Source organism: Heterorhizobium halophytocola (assembly GCF_017873095.1).
In the GTDB taxonomy this organism is placed as follows: domain Bacteria; phylum Pseudomonadota; class Alphaproteobacteria; order Rhizobiales; family Rhizobiaceae; genus Allorhizobium; species Allorhizobium halophytocola.
Genome location: NZ_JAGGJU010000001.1, coordinates 488323 through 509163, shown reverse-complemented (window position 1 = coordinate 509163; position 20841 = coordinate 488323). Strand labels below are relative to the sequence as shown.

General features: G+C 63.7%; 19 protein-coding genes and 1 riboswitch. Of the genes, 12 read left to right on the top strand and 7 right to left on the bottom strand.

Translation table 11 applies throughout. The annotated features are described in order from the left end of the window. Positions 1 to 28: 28 nt before the first annotated feature. Positions 29 to 1018: a TRAP transporter substrate-binding protein gene (locus J2Z17_RS02425; protein ID WP_209941870.1), complete on the bottom strand. Its 990-nt coding sequence runs from the start codon at positions 1016 to 1018 to the stop codon at positions 29 to 31. Positions 1019 to 1049: 31 nt separating this feature from the next. After that, complete coding sequence (gene uxaC / locus J2Z17_RS02420) at positions 1050 to 2450, bottom strand: glucuronate isomerase (protein WP_209941869.1); 1401 nt, start codon at positions 2448 to 2450, stop codon at positions 1050 to 1052. A 104-nt stretch (positions 2451 to 2554) separates the two neighbouring features. On the opposite strand from uxaC, the gene J2Z17_RS02415 reads away from it, so the two are divergent. From J2Z17_RS02415 to J2Z17_RS02375, 9 genes are all read left to right on the top strand, one after another. Then, entirely contained in the window at positions 2555 to 3250 is a 696-nt protein-coding gene (locus J2Z17_RS02415) for a GntR family transcriptional regulator (RefSeq protein ID WP_245223806.1), read from the top strand. A gap of 2 nt (positions 3251 to 3252) precedes the next feature. Then, on the top strand, positions 3253 to 4161 hold the full coding sequence (locus J2Z17_RS02410; protein ID WP_209941868.1) for a sugar kinase: 909 nt from the start codon (positions 3253 to 3255) through the stop codon (positions 4159 to 4161). Positions 4162 to 4346: 185 nt separating this feature from the next. Beyond that, on the top strand, positions 4347 to 4913 hold the full coding sequence (locus tag J2Z17_RS02405; RefSeq protein ID WP_209941867.1) for a poly(ADP-ribose) polymerase family protein: 567 nt from the start codon (positions 4347 to 4349) through the stop codon (positions 4911 to 4913). A gap of 185 nt (positions 4914 to 5098) precedes the next feature. Further along, positions 5099 to 6151 (top strand): dipeptidase, encoded by a 1053-nt coding sequence (locus tag J2Z17_RS02400; RefSeq protein WP_209941866.1) that lies wholly within the window; start codon positions 5099 to 5101, stop codon positions 6149 to 6151. A gap of 44 nt (positions 6152 to 6195) precedes the next feature. Next, on the top strand, positions 6196 to 7836 hold the full coding sequence (locus tag J2Z17_RS02395; RefSeq protein ID WP_209941865.1) for an ABC transporter substrate-binding protein: 1641 nt from the start codon (positions 6196 to 6198) through the stop codon (positions 7834 to 7836). An 82-nt stretch (positions 7837 to 7918) separates the two neighbouring features. After that, positions 7919 to 8923 carry an ABC transporter permease gene (locus tag J2Z17_RS02390; RefSeq protein WP_377299952.1) on the top strand — a complete coding sequence of 335 codons (1005 nt, stop codon included), beginning with the start codon at positions 7919 to 7921 and terminating at the stop codon, positions 8921 to 8923. Further along, positions 8920 to 9840, top strand: coding sequence for an ABC transporter permease (locus J2Z17_RS02385; protein ID WP_209941861.1), 921 nt, complete (start codon positions 8920 to 8922; stop codon positions 9838 to 9840). Before J2Z17_RS02390 ends, J2Z17_RS02385 begins: the two co-directional genes overlap by 4 nt. Continuing rightward, the gene (locus J2Z17_RS02380; RefSeq protein ID WP_209941859.1) at positions 9837 to 10673 is read left to right on the top strand and encodes an ABC transporter ATP-binding protein; all 837 of its coding nucleotides are present in this window, start codon (positions 9837 to 9839) and stop codon (positions 10671 to 10673) included. The genes J2Z17_RS02385 and J2Z17_RS02380 overlap by 4 nt, the downstream gene beginning before the upstream one ends. Beyond that, on the top strand, positions 10670 to 11422 hold the full coding sequence (locus J2Z17_RS02375; protein ID WP_209941858.1) for an ABC transporter ATP-binding protein: 753 nt from the start codon (positions 10670 to 10672) through the stop codon (positions 11420 to 11422). Before J2Z17_RS02380 ends, J2Z17_RS02375 begins: the two co-directional genes overlap by 4 nt. A 270-nt stretch (positions 11423 to 11692) precedes the next feature. Here the strand turns inward: J2Z17_RS02375 and J2Z17_RS02370 are convergent, their stop codons facing one another. The 3 genes from J2Z17_RS02370 to J2Z17_RS02360 all read right to left on the bottom strand — a co-directional run bounded on the left by J2Z17_RS02370 (position 11693) and on the right by J2Z17_RS02360 (position 14628). After that, entirely contained in the window at positions 11693 to 12058 is a 366-nt protein-coding gene (locus tag J2Z17_RS02370) for a DUF1850 domain-containing protein (protein ID WP_209941857.1), read from the bottom strand. After that, positions 12058 to 14211 (bottom strand): TRAP transporter permease, encoded by a 2154-nt coding sequence (locus tag J2Z17_RS02365; RefSeq protein WP_209941856.1) that lies wholly within the window; start codon positions 14209 to 14211, stop codon positions 12058 to 12060. Before J2Z17_RS02365 ends, J2Z17_RS02370 begins: the two co-directional genes overlap by 1 nt. Before the next feature lie 252 nt (positions 14212 to 14463). Continuing rightward, complete coding sequence (locus J2Z17_RS02360; protein ID WP_209941855.1) at positions 14464 to 14628, bottom strand: hypothetical protein; 165 nt, start codon at positions 14626 to 14628, stop codon at positions 14464 to 14466. 175 nt (positions 14629 to 14803) lie between these two features. On the opposite strand from J2Z17_RS02360, the gene J2Z17_RS02355 reads away from it, so the two are divergent. After that, entirely contained in the window at positions 14804 to 15427 is a 624-nt protein-coding gene (locus J2Z17_RS02355; protein WP_209941854.1) for an outer membrane protein, read from the top strand. 432 nt (positions 15428 to 15859) lie between these two features. Here J2Z17_RS02355 and J2Z17_RS02350 read toward each other — a convergent pair whose 3' ends face one another. Beyond that, entirely contained in the window at positions 15860 to 16804 is a 945-nt protein-coding gene (locus J2Z17_RS02350) for a TAXI family TRAP transporter solute-binding subunit (RefSeq protein WP_377299951.1), read from the bottom strand. 200 nt (positions 16805 to 17004) lie between these two features. Then, a complete protein-coding gene (locus J2Z17_RS02345; protein ID WP_209941849.1) occupies positions 17005 to 18063 on the bottom strand; it encodes a HoxN/HupN/NixA family nickel/cobalt transporter in 1059 nt (352 codons plus the stop codon). A gap of 84 nt (positions 18064 to 18147) precedes the next feature. Next, positions 18148 to 18353, bottom strand: a riboswitch (cobalamin riboswitch). Positions 18354 to 18489: 136 nt separating this feature from the next. Here J2Z17_RS02345 and J2Z17_RS02340 point away from each other — a divergent pair. Then, complete coding sequence (locus J2Z17_RS02340; RefSeq protein WP_209941847.1) at positions 18490 to 19506, top strand: P1 family peptidase; 1017 nt, start codon at positions 18490 to 18492, stop codon at positions 19504 to 19506. 139 nt (positions 19507 to 19645) lie between these two features. Then, positions 19646 to 20824, top strand: coding sequence for an alpha-D-ribose 1-methylphosphonate 5-triphosphate diphosphatase (locus tag J2Z17_RS02335; protein WP_209941845.1), 1179 nt, complete (start codon positions 19646 to 19648; stop codon positions 20822 to 20824). Positions 20825 to 20841: the final 17 nt, after the last annotated feature.

Below are 20841 nucleotides of genomic sequence, written 5' to 3'. Positions count from 1 at the left end.
CCGCGGGCCTTGGTTCAATTGCCTGTCGTTACTTGGTTTCCTGAATACGCTTGACCATGTCCTTCAGCTTGTCGGAGGTCACGTACTTGTCGTAGACGGGCTTCATCGCGTCGATGAAGGGCTGCTTGTCGATGTCGGTGATGACCTTGACGCCAGCGGCTTCGATCTTGGCTTCCGATGCCTTCTCCTGCTTTTCCCAAAGGTCGCGCATATAGGGAACGCTATCCTTGGCGGCCTGGCGGACGATCTTCTGGTCCTCTTCGGACAGGCCGTCCCAGGTCTTCTTCGACATGACGAGCACTTCCGGCACGATCAGGTGCTGGTCGAGGGTGTAGTATTTGGCAACTTCGTAATGGCCGGACGAATCGTAGGAGGGCCAGTTGTTCTCGGCCCCGTCGATGACGCCGGTCTGGATCGAGGAATAGACCTCGCCGTAAGGCATCGGGGTAGCGTTGGCGCCGAGCGCCGAGACCATGTCGACGAACATGTCGGACTGCATGACGCGGAACTTCATGCCCTTCAGGTCGTCCATCGACTTGATCGGGTGCTGCGAGTTGTAGAAGCTGCGCGAGCCGCCGTCGTAGAATGCCAGGCCGATCAGGTCGTGGTCGGAAAACGCCGCCAGGATCTCGTCACCGATCGGACCGTCCATGACGTGATGCATGTGCTCGACCGAGCGGAAGATGTAGGGCAGCGACGGAATTTGGGTTTCCGGCACGATGTTGTTGAACGGGCCGAGCGAGACGCGGTTGAGATCGATCACGCCGAACTGGGTCTGCTCGATCGTGTCCTTTTCCTCGCCGAGCTGGGCTGAATGGAACACCTCGATGCCGAGGCGGCCCTTGGTGCGTTCGTCGAGCAGCTTGCCCATGTATTTTACGGCTTCCACCGTCGGATAGCCGTCCGGATGCGTGTCGGACGACCGCAGCATCTTCTCGGCTGCGCTTGCGCTGAAAGCGGTCATCACGATCGCTGCGGTGGCCAGCAGCGCCAGCCCCATTGTCTTCATCACTTTCATATCAACTCCTCCCGTTGAAAAGCGGCTGTCCTCACAGCCGATAGGCTTCCTTCACCAGTCGATAGGCGAGGTCGTGTGCGACCTCGTGGGCCTCGTCCTCTGCCAGCCGCCCATCGGCCACCAGAGTTGCGAGATAGGCGCAGTCGACCCGGCGGCTCACATCGTGGCGGGCCGGTATCGAACAGAATGCTCTCGTGTCGTCGTTGAAGCCGACGGTGTTGTAGAACCCTGCCGTCTCGGTCGTGGTCTCGCGGTAGCGACGCATGCCTTCGGTGCTGTCGAAGAACCACCAGGCCGGGCCGAGCTTCAGCGCCGGATAGGCGCCGGCGAGCGGCGCCAGTTCGCGCGAATAGCTGGTTTCGTCGAGCGTGAAGGCGATCACCGTCAGCTCCTTGCGCATGCCGACCGCGTCGAGCAGCGGTTTCAGCGCGCGGACGTAATCGGTGCGGGTCGGGATGTCGAAACCCTTGTCGCGGCCGTGCCGGGCCATCACCTCGGCGGAGTGGTTGCGGTACGAGCCCGGATGGATCTGCAGCACCAGCCCGTCGTCGAGGCTCATCCGGGCCATCTCGGTCAGCATGTGACCGCGGAAGGCATCCGCTTCCTGCGGCGTGCAGTCACCCTTCAGCGCCTTGGCGAAGAGGGCGGCCGCATCAGCCTTCGGGAGGTCCTCGGTGCGGGCGGTCGCATGGCCATGGTCGGAACTGGTGGCGCCATAGCCTTTGAAGAAGGCGCGACGATTGCGGTGCGCCTCCAGATAGCCGTCCCAGGTCGTGGCATCGGTGCCGGCCAGTTCGCCGAAGCGTTCGATATTGGCAGCAAAGCCCTCGAATTCCGGATCGACGACGCTGTCGGGCCGATAGGCGGTGACGACCTTGCCCTTCCAGCCCGACTGCCGGAGCATCTCGTGCCATTTCAGTTCGTCCAGCGCGCTCTCGGTGGTCGAGATCGCCTCGATATTGAAGCGTTCGTACAGCGCGCGCGGACGAAATTCCGGCTTGGCCAGGCAGTCGGCGATATGGTCGTAATACATGTCGGCCGTCCTGGCCGAAAGCCGTTCGGTCAGGCCGAAGACATGTTCGAAGGAATGATCGAGCCAGAGCCGGCTCGGCGTGGCGCGGAAGAGGTGATAGTTTTCGGCAAACAGCCGCCAGATCTTGCGGCCGTCGGTCTCCGTCGGTCCGCCGTCGATCCGCGGCACGCCGAGACTTTCGAGCGGGATGCCCTGGGAACACAGCATGCGGAAGACATAATGGTCAGGCGTGACGAACAGTTGGGCGGGGTCGGGAAAGGCTTCGTTCTCGGCGTACCAGCGCGGATCGGTGTGACCGTGCGGGCTGATGATGGGCAGGTCGCGCACCGTTGTGTAGAGCGCCCGGGCCAGATCTCGTGCCTTGTTTTCCAGAGGGAAAAGCCGATCTTCGTGCAGCATGTCGATGGCCTCCCAACCACGTCCTATGTCCTCGCATAAGAAACACTTTGCATTAATCTGGTCATCTAATATGTTAGTATGCACGTCGAGTCAATGGAGGTTTCATGAACGATCAGGCGCAGATGCGGATCGGAGATTTCAACCGGGGTCCCTCCGTGACCGACCAGGTTTTCGAGGCGCTTTACCATCAGGTCGTCGAACTCGAGCTGCCGCCGGGCATGAAGCTTTCCGAAGTCGAGATGTCGAAACTGATGGGCGTGTCGCGCCAGCCGGTGCGCGATGCCTTCTACCGGCTCTCGCAGCTCGGCTTCCTGCTGATTCGCCCACAGAGGGCAACCGTCGTCACCCACATCTCCGAGCGGGATGTGCTGCAGGCCCGCTTTATCCGCACTGCGCTGGAAATGGAGACCGTCCGGGCGGCCGTCGAGCATCTGACAGATAGCCATCTCGACCAGCTGGATGCGCTGATCGAGGCGCAGAAAACGGCGGCCGCTGCCGACGACCGGGTGCTGTTTCACGAGCTCGACGACACTTTCCACAAGCGATTATGCGAGTTCTCCGGCCACGACTTCGCCTGGGCGCTGATCCGCGACAGCAAGGCGCATATGGATCGCGTCCGTTACCTTAGCCTGTCCTTCGGCGCGCAAAGTGCTATTGACGATCACCAGCTGATCATGGAGGCATTGCGCGCTCGTGATGGCGACCGGGCCGCGGCGGTGATGCGCGAACATCTTTCGAGGATCAAGACGATCATCGGACGGATCCGCGAGAGCCACGGTGCGTATTTTTCGGAGGACTGAGTTTGAGTGGTCAAGGACGCTTCGTCTCGATCGGCGAATGCATGGTCGAGATGGCGCCGCGCGCCGATGGCGCCTATCAGCGCAATTTCGCCGGCGATACCTTCAATACCGCCTGGTACATGGCAAAGGCCCTGGGTGAAGAGGGCGCGGTCGAATATTTCACCGCCGTCGGCGCCGACGAAATTTCCACGCGGATGCTGGCCTTCATGGCGCAGAGCGGCGTCGGCACCAGCGCGATCCGCAGGCTGCCCGAGCGCACTGTCGGCCTCTACATGATCGAACTGGTCAACGGCGAGCGCAGCTTTTCCTACTGGCGCGGCCAGTCGGCGGCAAAGCTTTTGGCCGAGGATCGCGCTGCCCTTGCCGCCGCCCTTGCCGATCGCGAGATGATCCTGTTTTCCGGCATCACGCTTGCCGTCCTCTCCGCTGAACACCGCACGGTGCTGTTGAAGGAGATAGAGACCGCGCGCGATCGCGGCGCCCGCATCGTCTTCGATCCGAATATGCGCGCCAGGCTTTGGCCGAATGGAGAGACCATGCGCGACGCGATCACCGCGGCCGGCCGGGTTGCCGACATCGTGCTGCCCTCGTTCGACGAGGAAGAGCGCGAATTCGGCGATGCCGATCCGGCCGTCACGCTCCGGCGCTACCAGGGTCTCGGTGTCGACACCGTGGTGGTGAAGAACGGCGCCGGTGCCATCCATGCGGCAGTCGGCCCCGAGCACCTGACCTTCCAGCCTGCCGTCGTCACCGAGGTCGTCGACACCACGGCTGCCGGTGACAGCTTCAATGCCGGATTCCTGTCGGCGCTGTTGCGCGGTGAAAGGGTTGCCGAGGCGATCGCCGCGGGCTCGCGCCTTGCAGCCCAGGTCGTCGGCCAGCGCGGTGCACTTGTCGAGGTCTCCGTCTGAGGACTGCCGCCGCGCGCGTCATCAATGTCACGATTGCCTTACGTCGCCGGGCTGATTTCCGGCGACGCAGATGGGCGCGCGGGCCGGCAGTTCCCAATTCGAGGCGAGGCGGGACGCGATATCGCCACAAAGTTGCGATCTCTGTTGCCGCGGCTGGACAGTGACCTATCAGCGGAGTTTCCGACATGTTTTTTCTTGGCTATCACGGTACGAGCGAGGCGCATGCGTTCAGCATTCTTCAAAACGGCGTCTTGGCCGAGAAGCTGTCGCCCAACGGGCAGATCGGCAAGGGCTTCTATATTGCCAAGATGAACAAGCGCCTGCCGTCTTGGGCATCGACGATCGCGACCCATGAGGGGCGCAAGGCGAGGGCCGATGCCTGGTATTCGAAGTCCTATCTGGAGCGGGTGCTGCTGTATCTGACCGGCAATAACAATCTGCCCGTTCCGCCCGAAGCGAAGAAGACCGTCCTCAAGGTCTATGCGACCAAGCCGCTGGACGATCTCAAATGGTCGGTCATGCAGATATCGACCCTGCAGATGATCAAGCTGACCGGCGGACTGTCGGCCGAGATGGAAAATGCCAATCTCCCCGAATGGCTGCAGATGGTCGTGCCGCCGGATCAGGTTCAACATCTCGTCTGTACCCGCGATGACGGGGTCGTGGAGCATTCGACGGCATGGCTCGCCAGGGAGGCGCCTGCTCCATCCGCCCGGCCAGCCGGACGCCCGCAACGCCGGCTGTCGCTATAGTCTCAGCTCATTGCCGCATGATCCTGCGGCGGTCGCCCGTTGGGGGGCAGGGCGCGGTCCCGGCGATCGGCGTGATCCGGGCCGGACAGAGCCGGTCTGCCGTCGACGGTCGTCCTCGGGACTTGCCAAGCGGGGGGATTTGGGCCTAGCGTGCCGATCTTCATGACGTGCTACGGGAATTCTCCATGCAAGCGGTTTTCGACGGTCACAATGACGTCCTTTTGCGATTGTGGAAGGGACGACAGACCGGAGCCGACCCCGTAGCGGAGTTTCGGGACGGCACGACCACCGGCCATATCGACGGACCGCGTGCCAAGGACGGCGGGCTATCGGGCGGGATCTGTGCCATCTATATTCCGTCCTCCAAGGGCCTCGTCCTGGAGGAACCCGATGTGGACGGGCACTACCACACGCCGCTCGATGCGCCGCTGGAGCGCGCGCCCTCTCTCGACATCGCTATCGAAATGGCGGCCATCGCCCATGCGCTGGACCGCGAAGGCGCCTGGCGGCTCTGTCGTTCGACCGCCGATATCCGTGTTGCCATGCAGGCGGGGATCTTCGCCGCCGTGCTGCACATGGAAGGCTGCGAGGCGCTCGACGCGGATCTGACGGCGCTCGACGTATTCTATGCCGCCGGACTGCGATCGCTCGGCCCCGTCTGGAGCCGCAACAACATCTTCGGCCATGGCGTGCCCTTTGCCTATCCGCTGTCGCCGGACACCGGGCCGGGCTTGACCGATCACGGTTTCGCGCTGGTCAAGGCCTGTAACCGGCTGGGCATTGCCATCGATCTCGCCCATATCACCGAGCAGGGTTTCTGGGATGTGGCGAAAACCACCGACCAGCCGCTGATCGCCAGCCATTCGAATGCGCATGCCCTGACGCCGGTGGCGCGCAATCTGACGGACAAGCAGCTCGACGCGATCCGCGAAAGCGAGGGGCTCGTCGGACTGAACTATGCCGTCACCATGCTGCGCCCGGATGGTCGTGACGACGCGGACACGCCGCTGTCCGACATGGTCCGTCACATCGACTATCTCGTGGAGCGGGTCGGGATCGACGGCGTGGCGCTTGGCTCCGACTTCGACGGCGCCCTCATTCCGGGCGACATCGCCGATGCTTCCGGTAATCAGAAGCTGGTTGCTGCGCTGCAAGATGCCGGATACGGTGACGCCGAACTGGGAAAGATATGCCGGGAGAACTGGCTGAGAGTATTGGCGCGCGCCTGGCACGAATGACCGGCGAAGCCTTGGAAAAACCGAATAATAACAGGGGAATGAACATGCTTTCCAGACTGAACAACACTGCCCGACTGCTGACCTCCAGTGCCGTGCTCGCGCTGATGCTTGCAACTGCCCCGCAGGCCTTTGCCGCCACGCCTGCCGACACCCTGGTGATTGCCTGGGCGATCGACGACGTGATAACCCTCGACCCGGCCGAAGCCTTCGAGATCACCATGGGCGAGATCAACGGCAATACCTATGACAAGCTCGTCAGCCTCGACATCAGCGACACCTCGAACGTCAAGCCGGACATCGCCGAAAGCTGGACGGTGTCGGACGACGGCAAGACCTTCACCTTCAAGATCAAGCCGGACCTGAAATTCGCATCGGGCAATCCGATCACCGCCAAGGATGTCGCCTATTCCTTCGAGCGCGCCGTCAAGCTGAACAAGAATCCGGCCTTCATCCTGCAGCAGTTCGGGCTGACCGGCGACAATGTCGCCGATATGGCCAAGGCCACAGACGACATGACCTTTTCGTTCACCACCGACAAGGCCTATGCGCCGAGCTTCGTGTTGAACTGCCTGACCGCCACCGTCGGCTCGATCGTCGACAGCGTGCTGGTCAAGGAGCACGAGGAGCCGGTGACGGCGAGCGACGAATACAAGTTCGACACCGATTTCGGCAATGGCTGGATGAAGACCCATTATGCCGGTTCCGGCCCGTTCAAGATCCGCGACTGGCGCGCCAATGAGGTGCTGGTTCTGGAGCGCAACGAGAATTATGCCGGCGAAAAGCCCGGCCTGCAGCGCGTCATCTATCGCCATATCCCGGAAAGCTCGGCCGAGCGTCTGGCGCTGGAGAACGGCGATGTCGACATTGCCCGCAAGCTCGCGCCGCAGGACATCGACGCGGTCAGCAAGGAAGACGGGATCGCCACCGATTCGGCGCCGAAGGGCACCGTCTACTACATCTCGATGAACCAGAAGAACGAGACGCTGGCCAAGCCCGAAGTGCTGGAAGCGATGAAATATCTCATCGACTACGATGCGATCGGCTCGACGCTGATCAAGGACATCGGCACCATCCACCAGACCTTCCTTCCCTCGGGCATGTTCGGGGCGCTCGACGAAAACCCCTACAAGCTCGACGTCGCCAAGGCCAAGGAACTGCTGGCCAAGGCCGGCGTCCCGGACGGCTTCTCCGTCACCATGGACGTGCGCAACGTCCAGCCGGTCTCGGCGGTGGCCGAAAGCATCCAGCAGAGCTTTGCCCAGGCCGGCATCAAGCTCGAACTGATCCCCGGCGACGGCAAGCAGACGCTGACCAAGTACCGCGCCCGCAACCACGACATCTATATCGGCCAGTGGGGCACGGACTACTGGGATCCGAACTCGAATGCCGACACCTTTGCCAGCAACCCGGACAATTCCGACGACACCAAGACCAAGACGCTATCCTGGCGCAATGCCTGGGACCGTCCGGAGCTGACGAAGGAATCGGCCGACGCGTTGCTCGAAAAGGACACCACCAAGCGTGGCGACATGTACAAGGACCTGCAGAAGAAGGTGCTGGAGGAAGGTCCGTTCGCGGTGATGTGGCAGGAGACGGAGGTGGCCGCCTTCCGCAAAAGCGTCAAGGGCTACAAGCTCGGTCCGACCTTCGATACCAACCTGCTGGCACCGGTGACCAAGGAATAGGCCGACAGGAGCCGAACCCTTGGCCATTCTCGACACTTCGGCCCGGGTGCGTCGTCCGCGACGACGCACCGCCACGGCTGCGATGGCGGTGCTGCGATTTTTCGTCACCGTCGTCACCACCTATCTCGGCCTGCTGGCCGTCACCTTCTTCATCGGCCGGGTGATCCCGATCGATCCCGTGCTCGCCATTCTCGGCGACCGCGCCCCGGCCTCGGCGATCGCCAGGGTCCGGGTCGAACTCGGTCTCGACCTGCCACTTTGGCACCAGTTCCTGATCTATATGGGCAAGGTGCTCACAGGGGATTTCGGCACTTCGGTGCTGACCACCTATCCCGTCATGCAGGACATCGCCCGGGTGTTTCCGGCAACCATCGAGCTTGCGACGGTCGGCACGCTGATCGGTGCGCTGACCGGCATTCCGCTCGGGGTGCTTGCCGCCGTCAAGCGCGGCTCGATCGCCGATCAGGTGGTGCGGGTGATCGGGCTTATCGGCTATTCCGTGCCGATCTTCTGGCTCGGTCTGCTGGCGCTCGTGCTGTTCTACGCCAAGCTTCGGCTGGTCGCCTATCCCGGCCGCATCGACATCGCCTATGAATACACCTTCACGCCGATCACCGGCTTCTACATCCTCGATGCGATCATCGCCCGGCAGTGGGACGTGCTGGCCGATGTGCTGCGCCATATCGTGTTGCCGGCGGGTCTGCTCGGCTATTTCTCGCTCGCCTATATTTCCCGCATGACGCGCTCCTTCATGTTGAACGAACTGGCTCAGGAATATGTCGTGGCCGCCCGCGCCAAGGGGCTGTCGGAGACGCGGATCATCTGGTTCCACGCACTCAGGAACGCCGCCGTGCCGCTGGTGACCGTGATCGCGCTCTCCTATGCCGGCCTGCTCGAGGGCTCGGTGCTGACCGAGACGATCTTCTCCTGGCCCGGACTCGGCCTCTACATCACCAATTCGCTGCAGAATGCGGACATGAATGCGGTGCTGGGCGGGACCATCATCGTCGGCTCCGTCTTCATCGGCATCAACATCTTCACCGACCTGCTGTACCGCACGCTGGATCCGAGGACGCGCCGCCGATGACGACCGAGACCCTTTCCCTGCGTCAATGGCTGACGACCGATCGCCCGGCCTCGCGCCGTCAGGCCCAGCTCGGCCGCGCCTATGTCGTCTGGCAGCGCTTTGCCGAGAACCGGCTGGCGCTGGTCGGGCTCGGCATCCTGCTGCTGCTGCTGTTTGTCGCCCTGTTTGCCGGCGTGCTCGCACCCTATTCGCCTGTTGTCGGCGATCTGAAGAATGCCCGGCTGCTGCCGCCCGGTTCGCCTGGCTATCTGCTCGGCACCGACGGGCAGGGCCGCGACATTCTCTCGCGCCTGCTCTATGGCTCGCGCCTGACGCTGATGGTGGTGGTGCTCGCGGCCGTCATCGCCGCGCCGGTCGGCTTGCTCATCGGCACGGTTGCCGGCTATGCCGGCGGCTGGATCGATGCGGTGCTGATGCGGATCACCGACATCTTCCTCGCCTTTCCGAAGCTTGTTCTGGCGCTGGCGCTGGTGGCGGCGCTCGGCCCCGGCATCGAAAACGCGATTCTCGCCATCGCCGTCACCTCCTGGCCGCCCTATGCCCGCATCGCCCGGGCCGAGACGCTGACCTTCCGCCGCTCCGACTTCATCGCCTCGGTGCAGCTGATGGGCGCCTCGCCGACGCGGATCGTGCTGCGCCACATCATGCCGCTCTGTCTGTCGTCGCTGATCGTACGCGTCACGCTGGACATGGCCGGCATCATCCTGACGGCGGCCGGTCTCGGCTTTCTCGGTCTCGGTGCCCAGCCGCCGCTGCCGGAATGGGGCGCGATGATCGCCGACGGGCGCCGTTTCATCCTCGACCAGTGGTGGGTGGCGGCCATGCCGGGCTTTGCCATTCTCGTCGTCTCGCTCGGCTTCAACCTGCTCGGCGACGGGTTGCGCGACGCGCTCGATCCGAAGGAGGCCGGCCAATGAGCGAACCGCTGCTGACTGTCGACAATCTGCGTGTCACCTTCCCGACCCGCAACGGTCCGGTCGAGGCCGTGCGCGGCGTTTCCTTCACCCTCGGCCGCGAGCGGCTCGGGATCGTCGGCGAGAGCGGCTCCGGCAAGTCGCAGACCGGCCGGGCAATCATGGGGCTGACCCCGCCGCAGGCGGCGATCTCGGCCGACCGGCTGACCTTCGACGGCCAGGAATTGCTGCAGCTTGCCCCTGCCGACCGGCGCCAGCTGCGCGGCAAGCGTCTGGCGATGATCCTGCAGGACCCGAAATATTCGCTGAACCCGGTGATGCCGATCGGCAAGCAGATCGTCGAGACGCTGAAGACGCATGAGAAGATTTCCTCAAGAGAGGCCCGTGACCGCGCGATCGCCATGCTCGAGGCGGTGCAGATCCGCGATGCAGAGCGGGTGTTCAAGCTCTATCCGCACGAGGTCTCCGGCGGCATGGGCCAGCGGGCGATGATCGCGATGATGCTGGTCTGCGGTCCAGAACTGCTGATTGCCGACGAGCCGACTTCGGCGCTCGACGTGACGGTGCAGCTCGAAGTACTCGACATCCTCGACAAGCTGGTTGCCGATCGCGGCATGGGGCTGGTCTTCATCAGCCATGACCTGCGTCTCGTCTCGTCCTTCTGCGACCGGGTGCTCGTCATGTATGCCGGCCGGGTGGTCGAGGAGCTGAAGGCGTCGGAACTGTCGCAGGCCAGACACCCGTATACGCAAGGCTTGCTCAACTGCCTGCCCAAGATCGACGACGACCGGCACCCGCTGCCGGTGCTCGAACGACAGGAGGCCTGGGCCCGATGACATCTGCTCTTGCGATCCGCGACATGGTGGTCGCCTTTGATGATTTCGTCGCGCTCGACGGGGTGTCGATCGATGTGGAGCAGGGCTCGTCTTTCGGTCTTGTCGGCGAAAGCGGGTCGGGCAAGTCCACCCTGCTGCGCGCCGTGGCCGGGCTCAACGCTTTCGAGAGCGGCACGCTCGAGGTCGCGGGCGAGGGATATTCCGACCGGATGCGGCCGAAGGCGTTTTACCGTACCGTGCAGATGGTGTTTCAGGACCCCTATGGCTCGCTGCATCCGCGCCAGACCGTCGACCGGCTGCTGCTGGAGCCGCTCGCCATTCATGGTTTCGACGACACCGAGGCGAGGATCACCCGGGCGCTGGACGAGGTGGGGCTCGGCTCCGGCTTTCGCTTCCGCTTTTCCCACCAGTTGTCGGGCGGGCAGCGCCAGCGCGTGGCGATTGCCCGGGCGCTGATCCTGGAACCGAAGATCCTGCTGCTCGACGAACCGACCTCGGCGCTCGATGCCTCGATCCAGGCCGAGATCCTCAACCTGCTGGAACAGGCGCGCCGCGACCGTGACCTCACCTTCCTGATGGTCAGCCATGACCTCGGCGTCGTGCATCACATGTGCGATCGGCTGGCGGTGATGAAGGACGGCCGGATCGTCGAGACGCTGACGCGGGACCAGCTGGAGCGGCGCGATTTCGCAAGCGACTACACGAGGGCGCTGCTGGTGGCGAGCGAGGGGTTCAAGCGCAGCGCCTGATCCTGCGAGGCTTACCCCTCAGCGCACGCGGCATAGGATCAACCCCATCATTGCGTCTGCCCGCCCATCATGCGCATGCGAGACGCTGCGTGCCCGCGCCGGCCAGCACCGAGAAGTTGAGGGAGAGGTCGATACGGCCGTGTCTACCCGCTGCGGCAACACCGCAGCTGGCGGGAAGATGAGGGGGCGGAAAGGTGTTAAAGAGCTTCGCCGAACCGACGCCGCCGAGAGGGGTAAGCGAGCGCGTGCGCGTAGGGCTGCCCGCGGACCCTATCCGTCGCAGGGCTTGATCGTCACGCCGGCGCCCGGCTTTCCGCCAAGCGCCAGGCATTTGGCCTCGGTGCAGAGGGTCCAGGGCGAGACGGTGGCGCCGGAGGCAGCGAGGTGGAGGGACGGCTGCGGCGGCAGTTTCGGCTGCCAGACCCACCAGTCGCCTTCCAGAACCGCGCCTTCGCCCGGATCCATGCCGGCACCGGAGCCCTTGACCCGCGCCTCTGTCAGCTCGAGGCCATCGGGCGCCAGCCGCCAGCTTTCCCGCCATTCGGTCTTTTCCACCGAATGCAGCCAGGAAAGCGTGAACAGGCCGGCAGCCAGGGTGATCGTCTTGGCGCCGGTCAGGATGCAGAGCGCCGGCATCAGGTCGGATCGGCCGCGACCGACACGGCCGGGGCAAGCCTCGCTGCGCGCCGCCAGACGATGACGCCGAACAGCACGGCGAGCGCAAATCCCGCCTCGTCGGTCATCGGCAGCGCGGCAATCAGGGTGAAGGCGGCGGCCATGGCGATCAGCCGCTCGATCCAGGTGAGCCTGATCTTCATGAAGCCGATGACGGCCCCGCCCCAGAGCCCGATCGCCAGCACCGCTTTCAGCACGATATAGGCAACGGCCAGCGGCAGGCCGATTTCGGCGGCAAGCGCGCCGCCCGGCTGCAGCATCAGCGCCGGCGTATAGACCGCCATGAACGGAATGACGAAGCCCGCAGCCGCCACCTTGATCGCCTCTATCGAGATCTTCAACCCGCTTTCGCGCGCGATCGGCGCGGCCGCAAAACAGGCAAGCGCCACCGGCGGCGTCAGGTCGGCAAGGATGCCGAAATAGAAGACGAACATGTGGGAAACGATCAGCGGCACGCCGAGCGACAGCAGGGCGGGGCCTGCGATCGACGAGGTGATGATGTAGTTCGGGATCGTCGGAATGCCCATGCCGAGCACGATGCAGGTGATCATCGTCAGCACCAGCGAGAGGAAGAGGCTGGTGCCGCCGACCGAGACGATGAACTGGCCGAAGGTATTGGCCGCCCCCGTCAGCGTCATGGTGCCGACGATGACGCCGACGACGGCGCAGGCGACGGCTACCGGCAGCGCCGTCTTGGCGCCGTCAGCGAGCGAATCGCGACAGATGGCGAGCGTCTCGCGCCCGCCCCGGGTAAAGGCATCGACTGCGATCAGCACGGCCACGGTCAGCAGAACGACGGCGATGCCGAACTTGAAGAAGCTGGCGGCGAGCAGGCCGAGCACCACCCAGAACACCACCCGGGCCGCCATCTGCGACATCTGCTGCGACACGGGAGCGCCGAGGATCAGGAGCACGGTGAAGGCAAGGCCCACCGTGCCGGCAAACAGCGGCGTATAGCCGGAGAACAACAGCCAGACGAGCGCTGCCAGCGGCAGGATCAGATACCACTGGCTGGTCAGCGCTTTCCAGGCCGACGGCAGTTCGGACTTCGGCAGGCCGAGCAGATTGTATTTGCCGGCCTCCAGATGCACCATCCAGAAAGCGGCGGCGAAATAGAGGATCGCCGGCACGATCGCCGCCTTGACAACCTCGTGATATTCGACCCCCAGCGTTTCGGCCATGATGAAGGCGACAGCGCCCATCACCGGCGGCATGATCTGGCCGCCCATCGACGCGGTGGCCTCGACCCCGCCGGCAAAGGCCGGGCGGTAGCCGAAGCGTTTCATCAGCGGAATGGTGAACTGGCCGGTGGTGACGACATTGGCGACGCCGGAGCCGGATATCGTGCCCATCAGGCCGGAGGATATGATCGACACCTTGGCCGCACCGCCGCGCTTGTGGCCGACAAGGCCGAGCGAGACGTCGGTGAACAGCTTGATCATGCCGGCTTTTTCTAGAAAGGCGCCGAACAGGATGAACAGGAAGATATAGGTCGAGGAGACATAGATCGGGATGCCGTAAATGCCCTCGGTGCCATAGGTCATGTGGTCGATGACCTGGGAGAAGTCGTAGCCGCGGTGATTGAGCGGCGAGGGGAGGTCCTGGCCGAAGAAACAGTAGGCGAGAAACAGGCCCGATATGATCGGCAGCGTCGGTCCCATCGTCACCCAGGCCGCTCCGAACACCGTGACGAGCGCGATGCAGCCGAAGACGAGGTCCATCGGCAGGGGATCGCCGGCGCGCAGGATCAGCGGCGTATATTCGATCCACTGATACGCCGCGACCGCGACGCCGAGCAGTCCCATGGCCCAGGCGGCGGCCCGCAGCGGCAAGCCATGACCACGCACGAGCGTGATCAGCGGAAAGGCAAGCAAGGTGACGAATCCGACATGGATCGCCCGGACGACCTGACTCGGCAGGCCCGTCAGATGGGCGGCGGTGGCGATCTGGAATACGGAAAAGACGATGGCGATGGCAAACAGCAGCCGCCCTTCCAGCGTCTTCGGAAAGCTCTCCGCCAGCGGATCATGCAGCCCGAGATCGGCTGCTTCGGCGGTCTCTCCTGTTACCGAATCGCTGCGCCCGCCGCCTGCCTGCACCTTGTCGTCTATCATCTGGCCTCCTCATAATACCTCATGCAGCTCCGGGTGACATGTCATCCGCCAATTGCTGCCCAGCCCCGGATGTGCTGCCCGATACCTGGTATCGCGCAGCCCGTAAAAGCCAGTCTCCCGCGCGCAGTTAACGACAATCAGCCGGCAATTTCCACTGCCTGGAAAAATTAAAAAGTGACCTCTTCCAAGGAGATAGTGGGTGACGTGAAAAGCACGTGCCGGAGCGGGCGGCACGTCTTGACCTTCGGCTGCTCAGATGCGGTGCAGGCGGCCTATCGGCAGCGATGCGCCCACGGCAGCCCTGTGATGGCTGCCCGCTGCCCAGACCATCGGACGCTGACCCTCACCGGTATGCTGTGGACAGACCAGGATCGCCATGCTGCGCTGCAGCGCTGACAGGAGAGGTTGATAAATCATAGATATTTCAATGAGAAGGCTTGGCCATCGTTGTGGACCGAAATGGGCAAAGGCCCGGTCGACAGAGCGTTTGCACACACAAACAAGGCAAAGACATTGCCCAGTCGCCGCTGTCGCCGCTACCAGTTTTCAATGCACCGAACATTCCTAATTCAATTTACGCTGGAAAAAAATTATGAAGACAACATCCTTTATCACCGCTGTGACCCTGCTGATCGGAGCAACATCCGCGATGGCCGCCGACGCAATTACCGCCGCGCCTGAGGCTCCTGCGCCCCACGACTCTTCGAGCTTTTCCTGGAAAGGCGCCTATGGCGGCGTCCAGGGCGGCTTCGGCATGGCCGATGTGACGCTGCCGGGCATTTTTACTGAAACCTTCGACGGTCCGCAGGTCGGCGGCTTCGTCGGCTACAACTTCGATCTCGGCAACAATCTGATCGCCGGCATCGAAGGCGACATCAACTACATGTCGAACGAAAGAGACATTTCCGGTATCAAGGCCGGATCGGATGTCATCGGCTCCGTCCGCGGCCGCCTTGGCTACAGCATGGACCGCAGTCTGTTCTTCGTCTCCGGCGGCTGGTCGGCAGCCCGGATCAATGTTGACGCCTTCGGCGAGAAGGCCGATCAGACCTTCGACGGCTGGACTGCCGGCGCCGGTGTGGATTATGCCCTGACGGACAAGATCTTCACTCGTGTCGAGTACCGCTATACCGATTTGGGCTCGTACAACATTCTGGGCCAGGATGTCGAGATCAAGCAAAACCTGATCAATGTCGGCCTTGCGATCAAGTTCTAAGACCTCCCAGGTCGCCTAAGCGACTGGACTTGAGCAATGCAGCGGTGTCTCGAAACGCGCACTGCAAAGTCCAGTCGCTGAGGGCGTTCCTGTGATAGCCCGCCGTCAGCCCCGGCAATGGTATGATCGCGGCACCCCGGCAGATTTCAAGGACGCTCCTCCTTTAGATCACGGCAGAGAGGTCGCGCCACTGCGGCTATTCTGCTGCCTGGCACAACAACCACGATGGCTGCGGACACCCTCAATGTCAGCTTGGGCATCAAGTCCTGACATATCGCCTCGCTTCAGCGAGAGCGTTCGCAGACAAAAGCGCCGCCGTCTTTCGACCTGCGGCGCTTCAGCTTTTTCACAACTCTTGAATGGCGCGAGGCTGTCGCGACTTCAGGCCACGCACGCACTTTCGGTCAGACACCTTGGCCGGACCGGGGCCAATCAGAGCAGGCCCTTTTCCTTGTAGTAGCGCTCGGCACCCGGATGCAGCGGCACCGGCATGCCCTTCAGCGCGTTTTCGAGCTTGATCTGCGCCGCTGCCTTGTGGGCGGCTTCCATTTCCGGCAGATTTTCAAACAGCTGCTTGGTCATCTGGTAGGCCAGATCGTCCGAGACATTGGTGCTGGTGACGAGGAAGTTGACGACGGCGACCGTCGGCACGTCCTGGTCCTGACCCTTGTAGGTACCGGCCGGAATGGTGGCGGCGATATAGGGCGCGCCGAGCTTGGTCACCACATCCTCCGGCACGGAGACGACCTGGATGTCGAGGGACGTCGCCAGATCCTTGATCGAGGCCACCCCGAGGCCGGCCGACTGCAGCGTCGCGTCGAGCTGGCGGTTCTTGATCAGCTCGACCGATTCGGCAAAGGGCAGATATTCGGTCTTGCCGAGATCGTCATAGCTCATGCCGCTGGCGGCGAAGATCGCGCGGGCATTCAGTTCGGTGCCGGATTTCGGCGCGCCGACCGAGATGCTCTTGCCCTTCAGGTCGGCAAGCGAGGTGATGCCCGATTCCTTCGAAGCGACGATCTGGATGTAATTCGGATAGATGGCGGCAATGCCGCGCAGCTTGTCGAGCTTCTTGGTAAAGCCCGCATCCTTGTCGCCTTCCCAGGCGAGCTTGACGCTGTCCCCCAGGGCAAAGCCGATCTCGCCCTTGCCCTGCTGCAGCAGGTTGAGGTTTTCCACCGAAGCCTTGGTCGACTGCACCTGCGTGCGCACGCCCTCGATCTTCTCGCCGTAGATCTTCGACAGCGCCGCACCCAGCGGATAGTAGACGCCGGATGTGCCGCCGGTCAGCACATTGATGAACTCGTCGGCCTTCGCCGCCATCGGGGCGAGCGAAACGGACAGCAGTCCCAGGGCAGCAATGGCCGAGCGGCCGATCAATCGGGTCATGAATTCCTCCTCTTGTTCGCGGACGGCCTCACTCCTCGGATCGGCCGCCGCATCCCTCATTCGGTCGCCATAAAAGACCAAATGCGCCGCCAAGGAAAGCGCTGCGTGGCGCTTTTCGCCAATTGCCCGAGAGCGCCCGCACGTCACGCGGGAAGCGCCTTCGGGAACACGACTGGAAGGTGCCGCCGTCAGCCGGCAATCCGCACCTCGATGTCGTCCAGCCGCCGGAGCTTGTAGATGACCCAGGAAATCAGCCAGGCGGCCAGGAAGACGCCGATCACGGCAAAGCCGAGATTGTTGAAATTGTCGTTCAGCGCCTGCACCGCATCGAAGGCACTGCCGGAAAAGCCAAGCTTGTCGCCGATCAGGCCGAGCGCCTCGACCCCGCCGATCAACAGCGCCACCAGCACCGACACCAGCGTGATCGTCATGTTGTAATAGAGCTTGCGCATCGGCTTGACGAAGGCCCATTCATAGGCGCCGAGCATCATCACGCCGTCGGTGGTGTCGATCAGCGACATGCCGGCGGCAAACAGCACCGGCAGCACCAGGATCGCCTCCAGCGGCATGCCGTTCGCCGCCTGGCTCGCCGACATCGACAGCATCGCGACCTCGGTTGCCGTGTCGAAGCCGAGGCCGAACAAAAAGCCGAGCGGGAACATGTGCCAGGATCGCGTGACCAGCCTGAACATCGGCTTGAAGATCCGCGACAGAATTCCCCGATTGGCAAGCAGCATGTCGAGGTCCTCCTCGACATAGGTGCCGCCCGCCCGAATCCGCCGATAGCTGCGATAGATCGAGACGAAAATGACGATGTTCATCGCGGCGATGACGAACAGGAACAGCGCCGAGATGCTGGTGCTGATCACGCCGCCGACTTCGCGAAAGCTTTCGAACCGGCCGAGCATGCTGGTGGCGAGCGCCACCGCCACGGCGACAATCACCACCACCGCGGCATGACCGAGAGCGAAGAAGAAGCCGACCGATACAGGCCTCTGCTTCATCTGCATCAGTTTGCGGGTGACATTGTCGATTGCGGCGATATGGTCGGCATCCACCGCATGGCGAAGTCCAAGACCATAGATTACCAGCGCGATGCCGAGCATGGCCGGCGTGTCGCGAAAGGCCAGCAGTGCCCAGATCCAGGCACCGATATTGAGAACCGCGAGAAAGGCATAGATGATGACGAGGCGGGCCTTCAGGTCCGGGGCCCCCTCGCCGAAAAGGCGTGACAATACGTTGAACATGCTACTCTCTTGTTTGACGTCCACTGCCATCCCAGAGAAAGCGAATAGCTCGCCTCACCGGAACACCCCGTCCGATGATCTCTGTTCTGACGTCCGGTGATGGCAGGTCTCCTGGCTCGCGGGTCGTCGCGTCGTCCGCCTTCCCGGTGGCATGAACACCAGTGGCATCTGGACGAAGCTCGTCGCTTACAGTTGCGGGGGCAGCCACGGTTTTGGTCCCTGATGGGTAGTCCGCACCGTGTTCCCTTTTGATCCTTTAAGGTCAAGGAACCATCGCGGCCAATATTGCCGTTCGATGGCTGCCGGTCAATCCGCAAAGCCTGCGAAGATCGAGAACGTGCGCGCGTTTTTGGCCTTGGCAGGTCCGCCCGCCTTCCCCTAAAACCGCAGCAACCTCCCGCGATACCGGGACGAAAGGATGTGCCGATGCCTGGGCCCGATAATCTGATCACCGACATTGCAGGGGTCTTCGTCGGCCACGCGACCGATCTGTCGCTCGGCTCCGGCGTTACCGTGATCCTCTTCGACAAGCCCGTGACGGCCTCCGGCTCGGTGCTCGGCGGTGCCCCCGGCGGACGCGACACGGCGCTGCTCGATCCGGCGATGACCGTGAGCCAGGTCGATGCCTTCGTGCTATCAGGCGGCTCGGCCTTTGGGCTTGATGCAGCCGGCGGGGTGCAGGCGGGGCTTCGCGCGGTCGGTCGGGGCTTTCCCGTCGGCTCCGCGCGGGTGCCGATCGTCCCGCAGGCGATCCTGATGGACCTGCTGAACGGCGGCAACAAGGACTGGGGCCTCCAGTCGCCCTATCGCGACATGGGCTATGCCGCCTTCCAGGATGCGCTGCACGATCGCTTTCCGCTCGGCAGCGTCGGTGCCGGCACCGGCGCCACGACCGCCACCCTGAAAGGCGGCCTCGGTTCGGCAAGCGCGCTTACCACGCGCGGCACGACGATCGCCGCCCTTGTCGCCGTCAACGCCATGGGCTCGGCGACCGTCGGCGACGGCCGACACTTCTGGGCCGCCCCCTTCGAGCAGGGCGGCGAATTTGGTGGTCACGGCCTGCCGCAGACATTCGCCGCCGAGGACATCCGCCTGCGCGCCAAGGGCGTCACGCTGACGGCCACCACCATCGGTGCCGTGGTCACCGATGCGGTGCTGACCAAGGCCGAGACCCACCGTCTGTCGATCATGGCGCATGATGGGCTTGCCCGCGCCGTGCTGCCGACCCATCTGCCGGGAGATGGCGACACGATCTTCTCGGCCGCAACCGGCGCCCGCGCGCTCGCCGATCCAGCCGAATTCATGGAACTCTGCCATCTCTCGACGCTCGTCATGGCGCGCGCCATCGCCCGCGGCGTGCATGCGGCGACGGCGCTGCCCTATCCCGGCGCCCAGCCGGCCTGGCGGGACCGCTTCGGCAAAGGTGGCGGTGCTCAGGGGTGAGGGGGCAGGGTGCGAGGCGATATCCGGATATCGCCTGGCGCTTCCCTGACATGGAACTGACATCAACCGGCGCTATCTGCCGCTACAAGCAATCCAGGCAAATCGACATCGGCGCCACGGCGTCGCCAAGGGAATCACAATGACGACACAGGATGACCCGACCGGGGCCGGCACGCCGCTGGTGCTTGCCAACGCGAAACTCGTGCTTGTTGACCGGATCGTCCTCGGTTCGCTCGTCGTGCGCGACGGGCGGATCGAGGCGGTCGAGGAGAGCGGTGCCGCGGTGCCGGCGGGCGCCCTCGACCTTGGCGGCGACTACCTGATCCCGGGCCTCGTCGACCTGCACACCGATCATTTCGAAAAGCACATCTTCCCGCGCTTCCATGTGCGCTGGGATTATGTCCGGGCGGCGCTCGCCCATGACGCGCAGATCATCGGTGGCGGCGTGACCACCGTGTTCGACAGCCTGGCCGTCGGCAATGCCGAGGGCGACAGCCGCCGCTCCGAGATCCTGAAGCCGATGATCGACGCGCTGGAGCGGGCAACCGCCGGCGGCATGCTGCGCGCCCAGCACCTCGTGCATCTGCGCTGCGAGGTGATCGACCCGAAGACGCCGGCGCTGGTGCAGGAGGTCATCGATCACCCGCTGGTGAGAATTGCCTCGGTGATGGAACACCTGCCCGGCATCCGCCAGACCCGTGATCTCGAGGGCTATATCGCCCGCATGGCCGATATTCGGGACCAGGGCGTCGAGACGACCCGCGATCAGGTGATGGCGATGATCGCGGAAAAGAGCGAGATCGGCCGCAAGGTCCGGCCCGAGGTCGTGGCGCTTGCCAAGGCCCGCGGCCTGCCGCTGCTCAGCCATGACGATACCGATATCGCCCATGTCGACCTGGCCGCCGACGAGGGCGTGGCGATTTCCGAATTTCCCTGCTCGCTGGAGGCGGCCCGCGAGGCGCGCCTTCGCGGCATGGCAACGGTCGGCGGTGCGCCGAATATCCTGCGGGGCCAGTCGCAATCGGGCAATGTCGCGATGAAGGAGCTGATGGACGAGGGACTGCTCGACATTCTTGCCTCCGACTATGTGCCGCGTTCGATGCTCGACGCCGCCTTCCTGATTACCGATAGCACCGATTTTGCCGAGGACCTTCCGGCAGCGATCCGCATGGTCGCCAAGGCGCCGGCGGAGGCCGCCGGACTTGCCGATCGCGGCGAGATCACGGCCGGCCGCCGCGCCGACCTGGTCCATATCGGGCTCTTCGAAGGCCATCCCTTCCCGAAGATGATCTGGCGCGAGGGCATCCGGGTCGCCTGAGGCGGCCCGCTTGCCCT